This is a genomic window from Zavarzinella formosa DSM 19928 (genome assembly GCF_000255705.1).
GTDB lineage: Bacteria > Planctomycetota > Planctomycetia > Gemmatales > Gemmataceae > Zavarzinella > Zavarzinella formosa.
The window spans coordinates 307,281-322,547 of record NZ_JH636445.1; the positions used below are offsets into that span (position 1 = coordinate 307,281).

Annotated in this window: 13 protein-coding genes and 1 pseudogene; 12 read left to right on the forward strand and 2 right to left on the reverse strand. The window is 58.9% G+C overall.

Features of this window, described 5'->3' with window-relative positions; all coding sequences use genetic code 11:
* The first annotated feature begins 41 nt into the window (after nt 1-41).
* A complete protein-coding gene (locus BGIM_RS0133145; RefSeq protein WP_020473960.1) occupies nt 42-1,013 on the forward strand; it encodes an SMP-30/gluconolactonase/LRE family protein in 972 nt (323 codons plus the stop codon).
* A gap of 61 nt (nt 1,014-1,074) precedes the next feature.
* Here the strand turns inward: BGIM_RS0133145 and BGIM_RS0133150 are convergent, their stop codons facing one another.
* Nucleotides 1,075-2,391: an MFS transporter gene (locus BGIM_RS0133150; protein ID WP_020473961.1), complete on the reverse strand. Its 1,317-nt coding sequence runs from the start codon at nt 2,389-2,391 to the stop codon at nt 1,075-1,077.
* Nucleotides 2,388-3,149 (reverse strand): creatininase family protein, encoded by a 762-nt coding sequence (locus tag BGIM_RS0133155; RefSeq protein WP_020473962.1) that lies wholly within the window; start codon nt 3,147-3,149, stop codon nt 2,388-2,390. Before BGIM_RS0133155 ends, BGIM_RS0133150 begins: the two co-directional genes overlap by 4 nt.
* Nucleotides 3,150-3,317: 168 nt before the next feature.
* On the opposite strand from BGIM_RS0133155, the gene aspS reads away from it, so the two are divergent.
* The 11 genes and pseudogenes from aspS to BGIM_RS68435 form a co-directional block, all read left to right on the forward strand.
* Nucleotides 3,318-5,096: an aspartate--tRNA ligase gene (gene aspS / locus BGIM_RS0133160; protein ID WP_020473963.1), complete on the forward strand. Its 1,779-nt coding sequence runs from the start codon at nt 3,318-3,320 to the stop codon at nt 5,094-5,096.
* 1 nt (nt 5,097) lies between these two features.
* A complete protein-coding gene (locus BGIM_RS0133165; RefSeq protein WP_020473964.1) occupies nt 5,098-5,769 on the forward strand; it encodes a response regulator transcription factor in 672 nt (223 codons plus the stop codon).
* Nucleotides 5,750-7,168: a sensor histidine kinase gene (locus BGIM_RS0133170; protein ID WP_020473965.1), complete on the forward strand. Its 1,419-nt coding sequence runs from the start codon at nt 5,750-5,752 to the stop codon at nt 7,166-7,168. The genes BGIM_RS0133165 and BGIM_RS0133170 overlap by 20 nt, the downstream gene beginning before the upstream one ends.
* A 500-nt stretch (nt 7,169-7,668) precedes the next feature.
* The gene (locus BGIM_RS0133180) at nt 7,669-8,424 is read left to right on the forward strand and encodes a leucine-rich repeat domain-containing protein (RefSeq protein ID WP_020473967.1); all 756 of its coding nucleotides are present in this window, start codon (nt 7,669-7,671) and stop codon (nt 8,422-8,424) included.
* A gap of 140 nt (nt 8,425-8,564) precedes the next feature.
* Nucleotides 8,565-8,864, forward strand: coding sequence for a ribosome hibernation-promoting factor, HPF/YfiA family (hpf, locus tag BGIM_RS53700; RefSeq protein WP_020473968.1), 300 nt, complete (start codon nt 8,565-8,567; stop codon nt 8,862-8,864).
* A gap of 64 nt (nt 8,865-8,928) precedes the next feature.
* Nucleotides 8,929-9,405, forward strand: a complete 477-nt coding sequence (locus BGIM_RS0133190; RefSeq protein WP_020473969.1) for a PTS sugar transporter subunit IIA — start codon at nt 8,929-8,931, stop codon at nt 9,403-9,405.
* Nucleotides 9,406-9,430: 25 nt separating this feature from the next.
* Complete coding sequence (locus BGIM_RS53705; protein ID WP_202947354.1) at nt 9,431-9,772, forward strand: HPr family phosphocarrier protein; 342 nt, start codon at nt 9,431-9,433, stop codon at nt 9,770-9,772.
* Nucleotides 9,773-9,825: 53 nt separating this feature from the next.
* Nucleotides 9,826-11,589, forward strand: a complete 1,764-nt coding sequence (gene ptsP / locus BGIM_RS0133200; protein ID WP_020473971.1) for a phosphoenolpyruvate--protein phosphotransferase — start codon at nt 9,826-9,828, stop codon at nt 11,587-11,589.
* A 216-nt stretch (nt 11,590-11,805) separates the two neighbouring features.
* Nucleotides 11,806-12,591, forward strand: coding sequence for a TIGR03936 family radical SAM-associated protein (locus tag BGIM_RS58710; RefSeq protein ID WP_020473972.1), 786 nt, complete (start codon nt 11,806-11,808; stop codon nt 12,589-12,591).
* A 38-nt stretch (nt 12,592-12,629) separates the two neighbouring features.
* Nucleotides 12,630-12,869: pseudogene (locus tag BGIM_RS68430) on the forward strand (S1 RNA-binding domain-containing protein); the annotation flags it as partial.
* 1,047 nt (nt 12,870-13,916) lie between these two features.
* On the forward strand, nt 13,917-15,267 hold a 1,351-nt coding region (locus BGIM_RS68435; protein ID WP_390567983.1), incomplete at its 3' end, for an Rne/Rng family ribonuclease.

Genomic DNA, 15,267 nt, shown 5'->3' on the forward strand with positions numbered 1-15,267 from the left:
GTTGGTGGCAAGTTCCTCTCCTCCAAACAGGAAATGCCATCATGCGATTGATCGCGTTGTTTCTCCTCTGCTCCTCCCCGGTGTTCGCCGGGGAAATTTTTGCCCCGGATGCCAAGTTAAAAGTCGAATCAGCCAAGGGCGAAGGCGGGGAAGGCCCAGCCTGGCATCCAAAACTGGGGGTTCTCACCAGCGGCAACGACAACATTTGCCGTCTCTCCATTGATGGCAAATCAAGCATTTATCGCGAAGGGGCCGGAACCAACGGCCTGCTCTGGGATGCCGACGGAAGTTTGCTGGCCTGCGAACCGAAGTTTCGCCGGGTGACCCGCACGGATGTGAACGGGAAGATCACCGTTTTGGCCGACAAATTTGACGGCAAGAAGTTCAACCAACCGAACGATATCACTGTTGATTCCAAGGGTCGAATCTATTTCACCGACCCTTGCTATGGCGACCGCAGCAAACTGGAAATGACCGATGCCGATGGCAAGATCGTCGAGGGCGTCTACCGGATCGACTTGGACGGGAAAGTGTCCCGGATCATCGGCCGGGAACTCGAACGGCCCAACGGCATCCTTGTCTCGGCCGACGACAAAACCCTTTTCGTCGCCGACAACAACAACAGCAAACTTGGCGACGCCCGCAAGTTGTATCGCTTCGATCTTCGAGCCGATGGCACGGTGGATTTGAAGAGCAAGAAACTGATTTATGACTGGAAAGACGGTCGTGGCCCGGACGGGTTGAAGCAGGATTCCAAGGGCCGGTTGTTCGTCGCCGGGGGGCTTAACAAGCCGAACCCGCCCGCCGAACCCTCGACCACCGTCAAAGGGGGCATCTACGTCTTCGATGCCGATGGCAAGTTTCTGGAGTTCTTGGCTGTTCCCACTGACGAAGTGACAAACTGCGCTTTCGGCGGCGAAGACCTGAAAACGCTCTACGTCACCGGCGGCGGCGTCTTGTACAGCATCCAAGTGCAAACACCTGGGCGGGTGGTGTTTCCGGGGAAGAAGTAAATAGATCACCGAGATTTCAGTGGGAAAAGGAGCCGTGATGCGTTGCATCGCGGCTCCTTTTTTATTTCCCGAAGTGGGAGGGAGCCGCTTTTTGCGTCAGCCCCGGCACGAACACCAACACGGACAAGCACGTCAGCCCCACCAACGGGGCCAGTCCGGCGACAGTCATTCCCAGAGTGTAATCGCCGGTGTCTTTGATGTGCTGGCCGATCATTCCCTGCATTTGGCCCACGATGAACCACGTTCCGGCCGAGAGGGTGCCGTTAAGCAAGCCCATGTGCTTGCGAGGAAGTTCTTGCACAGCCGCGTAATATTGCGGGTGCAAACCGAGCGTCCCCGCCCCGATCAGCAACAAGAGGCTAACTTGGAGCCAGCCCGGCGGAACACGGGTGACGAACACCCCCAAGCCCGCGCAGGCGGTGCAGGCAATGAACGCGACCAACCTCGCCCGTTCGATTCTCATGCCGAATCGCCGGGAGAGTGTCGTGGCAATGTATCCCGAGACCAGACAGCCGATGTCAGCCACCACATAATAAGCACAGACCACATAGGCCGGCGCCGGCATTTCCATCGTGAACACGTCGGGATAGTGCTGGTTCTCCTTCAAAAACTTCGGCAGCCACGCCCTGAAGAATTGCCACGTCAGGCTCATGCTGAGTGTCAGTCCGACCAGCAACAGCATATGCACGATCAATTTGCCGGGGACGATTCGCTCGGTGATCTGAACGGCCTGCCGGTGCGGATGCAACTCTACATTGCGGACCAGCGAATACCACACCGGAAGCCAGAGCATTCCCAGCAAACCGATGCACAGGAAGGTCACCGGCCAGGAGACCGGAATCGCCGACAAACCCCGGATTAAGAACGGCGTGATGGCCGCCCCCATTGAGGCCCCGCTTTGCAGGATGGAATTGCCGAACGGCCGGTCTTTTTCGCTTAGCACATTCCGCAAGGTGACGAGCGCGCAGGGCCAATGCCCGGCCTCGAAGAATCCCAGAGTCGTCCGACATAAAAACAACCAAGAATAGGCCCCGTAACCGAAGGTTTCTTCCGGGTTGCCGAGCATTTCTTCGACAAAAGTCTGATTCGCCAGTCCGCAAGCGCAACCGGAAATCGACCATCCAAGCAGGGCAATCGGATATAGGTGTTTTGGCCCGAAACGGTCGACAAGGAAGCCGAACGACACCGCACCGAGAGCGAATGCCCAGCTAAAGGTTTTTTCCAACCGGCCATAGCGTGCGTCGTCGAGGTTGAGTACATCCGGCTTTTTGAGGAGGGTCGATAATTCGCCGAGGGCCTGCCGGTCCATGTAATTCAGGAGTGTGGCAACAAGTAACAAACCACTGAGCCACCACCCCCATTTGGAGGTGGTGTTCATAGGTCCCACGTCCGTCCGTCCCACGCGATCACTCGTTCCATCAGGGCGACGACCGCCTTGGAGAACACGTTAAACAACGCATCCCCTTTTTCGGGGCTGGCATATTGCGGATAACCAATATGCCCCGGCTCGCTGCGGTCGGGCATTACCCACGCCCGGTGGGCTGGTTCGCCGCCGGTGCCGAAGGGCACATCAGGAACCTTCTTGAGATCGCCGACCACCAAATGCGGGGCGATCTTCCAGATCATGGAGGTTTCCCACTCGCAGGCATGCCCCATTTGCTGCTGTTTCAAGCCGGGAATCTCGGCCACCGGGTCGGCCCCGGAAGTCCAGTACGTGGTGGAAAGAAGCAATTGGCCCGGTGTTTTTCGATATTTTTGCCGTAGCTCGAACGTGGCTTGCTGGGCGGGGACGATGTTGCCACCGTGGCCGTTGATGAACACGATTCGGTTGAAGCCGTGGCTCAGGAAGTTCTCGGCCATGTCCCGCAATAAATCGAGATACACTCGCGGCGAGGCCGACATGCTCCCCGGAAAATCGAGATGATGTTCCGAGTTCCCCAGCCACATCAACGGGGCAAATAGCACACGGTCCCCGAGGGCGGCTTTGGTCCGGCGCAGCACTTCGGTGCAAAGCAGGCTGTCGGTGAAGACCGGCAGGTGGTGCCCGTGTTGCTCCAGGGCGGCCAGGGGGAACACCACGGGGGTGCGACGATCAAGGGCCTTCACGGCCGGCCACGGCATTTCCAACAGTTCCACGTTCGACAACTCCTAAACGGCCAGGGAGAGGCGGTCGCCGGGATTGTAACCGATCAGATGGTCCGTGTCATTCATCGAACCCCCGGAAAGTTTCCCGGCTCACTTCGACATGCGTCGCTCCGTATAACGATTGCATTCCTGATGTCTCCCTTGCGAAGGATTTGTTCCATGTCGGATTGGCAGCGGACCCACACTTGCGGTGAATTGCGGGAGTCCCATATCGGGCAAACCGTGACATTGAACGGCTGGGTGAACACGTACCGAAGTTACAATAATCAGGTGTTTGTCGATCTTCGGGACCGGTACGGCGTGACGCAAGTGGTGTTTGAATCTGAGGATGCCGAGTTACAAAAACTGGCCAACAGCGTGGGACGCGAGTTTGTTTTGAGTGTCACCGGTGCCGTCGCCGCCCGGTTGAAGGGGAAGGAAAACGCCAAACTGGCGACCGGGGCCGTCGAGTTGAAGGCGTCCGCCGCCAAGGTGTTGAACGCCTGTCCGACGCCGCCGTTTGAGATCACCGAGTTCGGCAACGAACTGGCGAACGAGGACATCCGGTTGCAATACCGTTACCTCGACCTTCGCCGGAAGACGTTGCAAGACACGATGATCCTGCGACATCGCCTTTGCAAGACGATCCGCGACACGCTGGACGCCCAAGGCTTCCTTGAAGTCGAAACGCCGTTGCTCGGGAAGAGTTCTCCCGAAGGGGCGCGCGACTATTTGGTGCCGAGCCGCGTCTATCATGGGGAATGGTTCGCCCTGCCGCAGTCGCCGCAGTTGTATAAGCAACTGCTGATGGTCGCCGGGTACGACAAATATTTCCAGATTGCCCGCTGTTTGCGGGACGAGGACTTGCGGGCTGACCGGCAGCCGGAGTTCACGCAACTGGACATGGAAATGTCTTTCATCGAGATGGAAGACATCTTCCGGGTGATCGAAAACCTGTCAAAGGCCATCTTCAAGGATTGCCTCGACATCGACATCCCGACGCCTTTTCGCCGGATGGGTTACGACGAAGCCATGCTTAAATATGGCAGCGACAAGCCGGACTTGCGGTACGCTCTCGAAATCGTTGACGTTGGCGCCGTGGCCGCCAAGTCCGAATTCAAGGTGTTCAAGGATGTGTTGGCCTCCGGCGGGGTCATTCGTGGATTGTGCGCCAAAGGGGCGGCCGACAAGTTTTCCAACAGTGACCTAAAGCCGGGTGGAAAACTCTCTGAACACGTTGGCCGATACGGGGCCAAGGGCCTCGCGTGGATGAAGGTCGAGGGGGACAAACTCACCGGGAGCATTGAAAAATTCTTCCCGGCGGCCGTCCAACAAGAGTTGCGGCAAGTGATGAACGCGGAAAGCGGCGACGTGCTGTTGTTTGTCGCGGACAAAGAAAGCGTTGTGTGCGACGCCCTCGGGGCTTTGCGAATCCATCTGGCAAGCTTGTTGAAGCTGTACGATCCCGACGCGAAGGTCTTCAACATCCTCTGGGTCGTCGATTTTCCCTCGTTCATGTACGATGCCGAGGACAAGCGATGGGTGGCGAACCATCACCCGTTCACCGCTCCGCGAGACGAGGATATTCCTCATCTCGACACGGATCCCGGCAAGGTGAAGGCCAAGGCTTACGATCTTGTCATGAACGGCTACGAAGTCGGCGGCGGCAGCATCCGGATTCACTCCCCGGTGGTGCAGTCGAAGGCTTTCCAAGTGCTTGGCATGGACGAGGAAACGGCCAAAAGCCGGTTCGGCTTCCTGCTGGACGCCCTGAAGTTCGGCGCCCCGCCGCACGGGGGCATTGCCCTCGGGATTGACCGCTGGGTGATGATGCTGGCGGGGACCACCAATATTCGAGATGTGATCGCTTTCCCGAAGAATGCCAAGTCCCGCGACCTGATGACTGGCGCGCCGGCGGGTGTGGACAACCGTCAACTCAAAGATTTGGGGCTGAAGTAACATGCACGTCTTGATCGTCGAGGATGATCCGGTGATCGGGAAAACCCTGAACAAGGGGCTTTCCGAAGCGGGGCACGAATGCGAACTCGTGCGTGACGGGCAGGCGGGATTGGAACGGGCGATTGCCAGCCCGTTTGATGCCGTCGTCCTCGATATCCTTCTTCCCTCCCTTAACGGGTTGGACATTCTTAAGTCCATGCGTGCCCAGAAGAACCGCACGCCGGTTCTTCTGCTCACGGCCCTCGGCACGGTTGATGAACGAGTGGCCGGGTTGCAAGCCGGAGGCGACGATTATTTGGTGAAGCCGTTCGCTTTTCCGGAACTGCTGGCGAGATTGGAAGCCGTGTGCCGTCGGGCCGGGGAACGTCCCTCGCCGACGGCCGAGGCGGCGGGGTTGAAACTGGATCTCACCAATCGCCGGGTGGTCCACGGGGCGACCGAAATCGACCTGACTCCGACGGAATTCAGCCTGTTGGAATTCCTGATGCGCCATTCCGGGCGGGTGGTTACCCGCAAGATGCTCTGCGAGCATCTTTGGGACGCCAATTGGGAAGGCGAAACCAACGTCATCGAGGTCCACATCAATCGGCTTCGAGGAAAGATCGAGCGGGCCGGAGCCGGCTCGCCTATTTCCACTGTTCGGGGACGGGGATATGTCCTCCGCGACAGTTAAGCCTCATCCGCTTCGCTTTTTTCTCACGCTCCGCGCCCGATTGTTCATCTGGAACACGTTGGTGATCCTGCTGCTCGCGGTGACCATGCTTTTTGGCCTCCGCGAGGGATTGCTTTACACGCTGGTGCGAGAAGAAGATCAACTCCTTCGGGAAGACACCACCGAAGTGAGGCTGTTCATTGAACATTCCAACCCGCCGGATTGGAAACAAGTCAGGCAGGCCCTGAATCAAAAAGCCACCGGCCACGAACCACGAAATTGGTTCTGTGAAATCCTTGATGGCGAGGGGCGGGTAATCGTCACGACAGATCGTGTCCCCGGTGGCGAACGTCCCCCGCCTTGGGTAAATGACTCAACAACCGGAAGTTATGGCGGTTTTCGGATCAGCCAGCAACCGTTTGAAATCGTCGGGGGCAATCCGGTGGTGATCCGCGTCGGGGCCACGCTGGACGAAGTCCGGGAGGATGTGGCCCGCATCACTCAATTGGCGATGATCGCCGGCGTGTTGCTGCTTCTGACGGCGCCGGTTGGAGGTTATCTTCTGGCTCACCGGGCGACCAGGCCTTTGGTCGAAATCAACCACACGACTTCCCGGTTGCGGCCAAGCCATTTGGAAGAGCGTTTGCCGGTCCGGGGAACGGGAGACGAACTGGACCAACTCGCCGAGACGATCAACGGATTTTTGGATCGCATCGGCGACTATCTCGGCCGTCACCGGGATTTGGTGGCGAACGCGGCTCACGAACTCCGCTCCCCGCTGGCGGCCATCCGCAGTTCCGCCGAGGTTGCACTGAACCAAGACCGGAGCGTCGAGGATTACAAGGAACTCCTCGGGGTTGTCGTTGAAGAAGCCTCCCGGCTTGGCTCGCTGGTGCAGCAACTCCTGCTGCTCGCGGAGAGCGACGCCAACCGTCTCGAACACAAGCAAGAACCGGTCCCGATGGACCGGTTGGTCCGGCGTTGCGCCGAGATGTTCGAGGGAGTGGCCGAGGCGCAAGGCATTACCCTGACCGCCGATATTTCACCCGCGACCGCGAAAGGGGACGCCGACCATCTGCGGCAAGTGATCCTCAACCTGCTCGACAACGCCATCAAATTCACCCCGGCGGGAGGCAAGATCCGGCTGCGGGTCTGGCGGAATGAAGGCGAGGTCATTGTCGAAGTGGCCGATTCGGGCATCGGCATTCCGGCCGCGCATCAGGAACGGGTGTTCGAGCGGTTCTATCGCAGCGACAAATCGCGAGAGCGTCCCCAGAGCGGCGGCAGCGGTCTTGGCCTGAGCATTTGCCAGGCGATTATCAGCGCCCACGGCGGCAGCATTCATCTCACCAGCGTCCCCGGCGAAGGAACGACTTTGTGGGTCCATCTCCCTGAATTTGAGCCATCGTCTCCCCGTTGAACATTTTTGCAAAAACCCCTTGTTTTCCTGTACGAAATGTAACCAAAGCCACCGTTGCATAACTAGTTGCGTACGGTAAGATCGCAGGCAGAAGATCGGTGATTGCACCACAATTATTCGAGATGACATCGTTCAAAAAACGATGTGTGACGAGCTCCGGGGGATGAAGCCGGGTAGGGACATGAGATGCGGTGCGTTGCCAAGTCTCAGAGGGTGGTCTCCTACCCGGCATCATCTTCCGGACCGTTTTTTACAAACCATCATTTCCTTCAGTTTCATTTCCGGTTGCGTTTGGGCAACCCATTAGATTTTTTCAAAAACCAATAACTCTTGGCAGCTGACCAAGCAAGAGTGAATGATGCCGAAGAAGTGATTGCCAACACATCGGCTGAAAAATTGCATTCAACTCTCGCCAAACATAAAACACGCATGCACCCGTCATCACGTTGACGTAATGGTTCCGCAAGCGCCAATTCGCAATCTCTTACGGAGACATGCCAATGATCCGATCCGTCTTGGCCGTTTTGTGTTTGATGAGCGTTTCCGTCGCCGTTGCCGCCGAGCCAAAGACTCCTCCGCAACCGCCGAAAGAACTCGTCAAGGCATGGGAGGAGGCCGGAGCCGAATTCGCGTTTAAGCCTGCCGTGGGATTCAAATTAGAGGTGACACTGGGGGAACTGACACCAAAGCCAAAGCCCGGCACTGTTTTGACATTCATCTTTGGAAAGACGCCCAAGATTGGTTGGGACAAATTGCCTTTGCCAAAACAGCCATTCCGTTTGGAGTTTGTTGCTGGTGTGACTGAGTTTGACGACGAGTCCATCAAGGGCATTACCCGACATCAAGAACTCGTTTGTTTGGATTTGGGAGTGACAGATATCACAAACGCCGGCTTGAAGGAAATCGTCGGCCTCAAGAATCTCAAGTCATTGCGATTCTTGGACCCAAGGATGAGCCCGAAGGCAATTTCGGACGACGGCTTGAAGCAAATTGGAGAACTCAAGCAACTCACCGAGCTGGTCATGATGAGTTTTCGATTCACGGACGACGGGTTAAAATATCTTGCCAGTCTCAACCAATTGACCTCTCTCTCCGTCTCGTCCCCGAGAATCACCGACAAAGGCTTGAAGCACCTTGTCAGCCTCAAGCAACTTGCCGAACTCGATCTCTCGTTGACAAACGTGACGGCCGAGGGGGCGAAAGAATTACAGATGGCATTGCCCAAGGTGAAAATCAAAATCAGAGAGTCGCGTTGATCGCGGGATTTGCCTCAATTCCTTGCGTGGCTTCCAAATACCTACGACACTCGCCCGCTCGCCCGTTGCTGTCCGTGAATTGATTGGTTACAATCTCCTTCCGTAACACCATGGCTGACTGAAGTGGAAGGGACCGAGACGTGCAAATCAAAATCGCCACCCGGCACGGGCATCTGAGCGACGGACATCAAGCCGAGATCAATGCCAAGTGCGAAAAACTTCTTCATTACTTTTCTCGCATCACCATGATCGAAGTGACCATCGATCTGGCCGACAAGATATTCAAATCGGTCGAAATCAAAGTGGACGCCGAACACAAGCACGATTTTGTGGCGCAGGACAAACATGAGGAGTTGATGGCTGCCGTCGATCTGACTTTTGAACGGGTCCAGCATCAAATTCACAAGTACAAAGAAAAAATCACCAATCATCATCCCTAAGATGTAAGGTGACGATTCACCCGACGGAACCGCGACCGATGAGTACCGAACCCGAGATTCGCTCATGAAGAACTTCCTGATCCGGGAAGCCCTCGTGCCCTCGCTGGTCGCCACGACCAAGGAGGAGGCCATCCGGGAACTGGTGGCCTCCCTGCAATCAGCCGGTTATTTCAAGCCTGCCGAAATGCCGGTTGTCGTCGGGGAGATTATGCGCCGGGAGGGGCTTGGCTCCACCGGCATCGGCCGCACCGTGGCGATACCTCACTCGCGATTCGAGGGATTGCCCCGCTTGATTGGCACGCTTGGCCTGTCTCGGGCGGGGATTCCGTTTCAAAGCATCGACGGCAATGACGTTCATTTGATTTTTCTGCTCGTTTCCCGGCCCGATCAGCCGGGACCACACCTGCACGCGCTCGAAACCATCGTCCGAATCAGCGAGAGCGACGAGTTTCTGGCCGCCATGCGGGCATGCGAGACAAAAGAAGCCATGTGGAATCTGATCCTGGAAACCCCCGACCCGTGGTCCCAGGACGATGGTTGAACCCCAGAAGCCGGACGTGGCGTCCGTGAAAACCCCTGAAAGTGCGACGGTGGATAACGTCCAGCCGATTAGCGAGAGCAAGGCCATCCGTGTTCCGGTGGTGCTGCGGAACCCGTTGGGGCTGCACATGCGTCCGGCGGCGGCGTTCGCCAAGACGGCGGGGCGATTTCAATCGGCCATCATGGTTTTCAAGGGACAGCGGGCGGCCAATGGCAAAAGCTTCACCAATTTGTTGATGCTCGCCGCCGGGCCGGGGACGGAATTGATTGTCGAGGCCGACGGGCCGGACGCGTCCGAGGCTTGCCGGGTGCTGGCCGAAATTTTAGGCTCGACATCCCCCGACGGGCACGAGTCGCACGGACACTGACCGAAAACGCCGGACCCGCGTTTCTCTCTCCGAAGTGGGCGGTTCAAGACGGTATGCAAAACATTCGTGGAATCCCCGTGTCGGCCGGCGTGGCCATCGGTCCCGCGCTCGTGCTGGACGTCGATGGCATCCGCGTGCCGCAACGTCGGGTCGCCCCCAATCAAGTCGAAGCAGAGATCGCCCGGTTGCATGGCGCGCTGTCGGCCGCCGCCTTTGAAGCCAACCAAATCCAACGGGACATCACCCAGAAAATCGGGGCCAAGTACGGGGCCGTCTTCGCCGCCCATGCCGTGTTGTTTGAAGACCCTGCCTTTCTAAGCGAACTCGACGGCTTGATCCGCATGCAGCGTTTCACGGCGGAATATGCCGTCAGCAAGGCCGTCAGCGAGTTTGTAAAGACCATTGAGAGTCTCGGGGAAACTAGCTTTCTGGCATTCCGCTCGGCGGATTTCTTCGACATCGAACGCCGGATTCTCAAATATCTGCTTGGGGATCGCAACGAACCGTTGAAGAACCTTCGGGAACCGGTGATCGTGCTGGCCCGTGATCTCACGCCGAGCGAAACGGCCACGCTGGACCGCAATAATGTCTTCGGCTTCGCCACCGAACACGGCGGCAAGACCAGCCATACGGCCATCATGGCCAACGCGATGGAAATCCCGGCCGTCGTCGGCATCGGGCCGTTCCTTTCGGAGGTGTCCACCGGCGAGACCGTGATTGTGGACGGGTCCGAGGGCATCCTGATTTTCGACCCGGACGAGGCGACTCTCGCCAAATACCGGCGGTTGCGGGACGCGGCGATTACCCGGTCCGGGTTCTGGATCAACCAGCGAAATTTCCCCTCCGTCACCAAGGATGGCACGGTGATCCCCATCATGGGGAACATCGAATTCCCCGACGAGGCGACCGCGTGTTCCGCGCGTGGCGCCGAGGGGGTGGGGTTGTACCGCACCGAATTCCTTTACGTCGGCCGGAACTCGGACCCGAGCGAAGAGGAACACTTCCGGTCTTACCTCCGGGTGATCCGCGAGATGGGGGAAGGACGGCCGGTCGTCATCCGCACGCTAGACTTGGGAGCGGACAAGTTTGTGTCCGTCCACGGGCCAAAGGAACCGGAGAAAAACCCGTCGATGGGGCTGCGATCCGTGCGGCTCTGCCTGCGCGATATTCCCCTGTTCCGCACACAACTCCGGGCCATTCTCCGGGCCAGCGCCTTCGGGGATGTTCGGATCATGTTCCCAATGATCAGCACCCTGCCGGAACTTCGCAAGTGTTTGTTCCTGTTGCGAGAGGTGATGGAAGATCTTCGTGAGGAACAGGTTAAGTTTAATCCGAATCTGCCGATTGGCACCATGATTGAGGTCCCCTCGGCCGCCGTGATGGCGGAAGAATTCGCCCGCGAGGTTGATTTCTTCTCGATTGGGACGAATGATCTCATACAGTACACACTGGCAGCCGACCGGACGAACGAACATGTGGCCGACTTGTATTCGCCGGCGGACCCTGCGGTGCTTCGTCTCATCAAGTTTGTGATCGAGGCGGCCAACAGGCACGGCAAGGGCGTCAATGTGTGCGGGGAGATGAGCGGCGATCCGCTGTTCACCCCCCTTCTAATCGGCCTGGGGTTGCGGCAGTTCTCACTGGCTCCGAACAACCTCCCTGCGGTCAAGGCGATGATTCGTCGGCTTGACCTTGCTGATGCGGAGCGGATCGCCCGGGAGGCCATGGTCTTCGAGTCGGCCCGCGACGTTCAGCATTACCTGCTCCGGCAGCGTTTGAAATTGGACCCCGAAGCGGCTGGCGGGGGCGAAGAGTAGGGACGAAGTTCCCTCCCGCCCATCCCGACCAGTTCCCGGGGCGTGACGAGTCACCGTGGATTTTACTCACGTGGCTTCGGGACCGGTTCTCACTCCGTTCATCTCACATGAACGGCTCCGGTTTCGTCCCCGCGCATTTCCCGGCCTGTCCGCCTCCTAGCTTCCTCACTGCGAGGACGTTGTTCTGTCGCTCACCCGCGGCAGACACGCAGCCCGATGGCGTTTGACAAAGTCCGAATTCGTTTCTGCAAATCCGGCGACCTCCGGTTGGTCAGTCATCTGGATTTGATGCGGGCCTTCGAGCGGATGCTCCGGCGTGCCAGCCTTCCCATCCGCATGACCGAAGGCTTTCATCCTGCTCCCCGCCTGATTTTCGCCCAATCGCTGTCTCTCGGTCTCATCGGTCTTGATGAGGTTGTCGAGTTGGAATTCACCGAGGAGATCCCGCCGGAGGATGTCCTCGAACGATTCCGCAAGCAAGCCCCGCCCGGTCTCATCATTCACTCGGCCCGTCGCATCCCCCTAAAGCTCGCCGCCCGCCCGCGACGGGCTGTTTATCGTTGGCCATTGACGGAACAGTTTCGGGACGACGTGTTCAAGACGCAAGTCTCGGATCGTCTCCGCGAACTGATGGCTCAACCGGAGGTGTGGTCGAACCGCGAGAAACCTCGTCCGCGTCAGGTGAACATCCGGCCCTATCTCCGGGCCGCCTGGACGGACGCTGGCTCGCTTTGGTTTGATATCTGGCTCACGCAGGAGGGGACGGCCCGCGTGGACGAACTGGCCCGCCTGTTGGGGCTGGAAGACTTGTATCTGACCGGACCCGCCGTCGAGCGGGTGACTCTTGAAATCTCGGACGAACTCGCCCCCGAGGAAATTGCCCAAACCCCGACCATCGCCCAGCAGGTTCGCCCGTGGAAAGGCGAACCGACCAAGCCGGCCGCCGTGGAAACTCCCCGCGAAGTGTGGGGGGCCACGTCGAACGGCCCCATTGTGGAATAACGAAACAAGATCATTTACCCCGACTAATTTGAGGGATCATGAAGAAGGAAATGCTAATCAACGTGATGCAATCGGAAGAATGCCGAATTGCCATCATCGAGGACGGCGTGCTGCAAGAACTGTACGTCGAACGGGCGAGCAACGAAAGCTACGTCAACAACATTTACAAAGGCAAGATTGTCAACATCGAACCGAGCATCCAGGCCGCGTTCGTTGACTTTGGCATTGGCCGCAACGGCTTCCTGCACGTCTCCGACGTGGCCAGCGTGTATTTCAAGGACCAGCCTTCCGGCGACGGTCGGCGGGAAGACCGCGATGACCGGCCCCGGCGGGATGATCGTCCCCGTCGGGATGACCGCCGTGATGAACGACCCCGTCGCGAAGAACCGCAACCGCATTCACATGCCGAGCGAGAACTGTTGCCGCCCCGGCAGTTCGAGCCGGTGGAAATTCCGCATATCCCCGCCGCTCCCGTGGCCCCGCCCGCTCCGCCGGTGTATGTGGCCCCGCCCGCTCCCGTGTCGCCGCCGGAATACAGCGACGACATCCCGATGGCCGAAGTCTACGAAGAAGACGATTTCGGCGCCGGTCTGGACATCGGCCCGGATGTGAGCAGTCCCACCGCTTTCCCGGCCCCCGCTCCAGCCCCGGTTCATGTGCCTGAACCTGAACCCGTCCAAGAGCCGGTTCATGAGGAACGCAACCCGGTGGCTGATCCGACGGAACCGGCCGAGCCGGTGAGTGAATCCGCCGAATCGGGTGAGGCCGACGCGGATAGCGAAGCGAAGCCGAAGAAAAAGAAAACCACCACGACTCGGGGCAAGAAGAAGGCCGCCGAACCGGAACCCGTCGTCGAGGAAGCCAAGCCGAAGCGCAAGCGGACCACCCGTAAGAAGACCGAAGGCGAAGAAGGCGGCGAAGACGACGGCGCCAAGCCGATGCCCTCCGCCGAACGCCGGTCAACTGGCGGGGACGACGAGTTCTACTTCGACCCGATGGCCCCGAACGACCGTTTCGGGGGCGGCGAAGAGCCGAAGGAAGAGGCTCCCGAAGGCGAGATTGGTTTTGGCGAATCGGAAGAAGCCGTCGGTGAAGTGGTCGAGGGAGACCAACTGTTTGAAGAAGGCGAACCCGGCGACATCGAACCTCAGCCGATCATCCCGCAAGGCGACGAGGAATTCGTGGACGAGTTCCCGGTGCAAGACCGGCCGGAACGCGGTCGCGGCGGCCGTGATGATCGTGGTGGCGGCCGTGGCCGTGATGACCGGGGCGGTCGCGGCGGACCCGGTGGCAGCCGGGGCGCTGATCGCGGCCGCGACGGCGGCATGAAGCCGCCGCCCATCGAGCAGATTTTCAAGCGCGGTCAGGAAGTGATCGTGCAGGTCATCAAGGAGGGCATGGGCACGAAGGGGCCGACCCTCAGCACGCACATCAGCATCGCCGGACGTTACTTGGTGCTGGCCCCGTGGCTCAACCGCGTGGCTGTCTCCCGCAAGATCGACGACGATTCCACACGGGGCCGTCTCAAGGAAATCATGCGTGAACTGAATGCCCCGAGCGGCATCGGCTTCATCATCCGCACGGCGGCCGTTGACCGCAACGTGCAGGAACTCAAGAGCGACCTCGCTTATCTCGTTCGCTTGTGGGAAGTGTTCACCAGCAGGACAACCAAGCGGCAATCGCCGATCGAAGTCTACCGCGAAAGCGACATGATTACCCGGACGATCCGGGACATGTTCACCAGCGACATCGAAACGATTTACATCGATGATCCGGAAGCCTTTGCCCAGGCCCAAGAGTTCATGAAGATCGTGATGCCGCGTTACGCGGACCGGCTGAAACTGCACGAATCGACGGAACCCCTTTTCCACTCTTTCAAGTTGGAAGAAGAGGTCCACAAGCTTCAAGAAAAGAAAGTTCCCCTGCCGGGCGGCGGCTCGCTCGTCATCGAGCAAACCGAAGCCTTGGTGGCCATCGACGTGAACAGCGGCGCTTACCGCGCCGAGAACAACGCCGAAGAGACGGCCTACCAGACCAACTTGCAGGCCGCGAAGGAAATCGCCCGGCAACTGCGTCTGCGGAACCTCGGCGGCGTGATTATCAACGACTTCATCGACATGCGGCAGGAAAGCCATCGCCGGGCTGTCGAGGAAACGCTTCGCAAGGGTCTGCGGCGAGATCGCTCTCGCACGAAGATCTTGAAGACCAGCGCCTTCGGCGTGATCGAAATGACCCGGCAACGGGTGCAAACCTCGCTGAAGAAGAATGCCTTCGCCGAATGCTCGCACTGCCGGGCGACCGGCCTTGTGAAGACGCCGGAGACGATGAGCATCGACGTGATCCGCATGATCCAACTGGCGGCCGCCCGCAAGACGGCGAAGGTGGTCGATCTGCATGTTCACGCAGACGTGGCCCATTATCTGTTGAACAAGAAACGCCGGGACATCCTGAAGTGGGAAGACCACGGCGGCATGACTGTTTCCGTCACCGGGCGGATTGGCGTCTCCCCCGAGTTCTTGGAAGTGCGGGGCTTTGATAACAACGGCCACGAAGTGCCGATGCAACTGGCCTTCTCGGCCCCGGCGGCCATTCGCCCGCCGGAACGCCGTGAGGAACGTCGCGACGACGACCGAGACGATCGTGGCGACCGAGGCCCGCGTGGCGGCGGTGGCGACC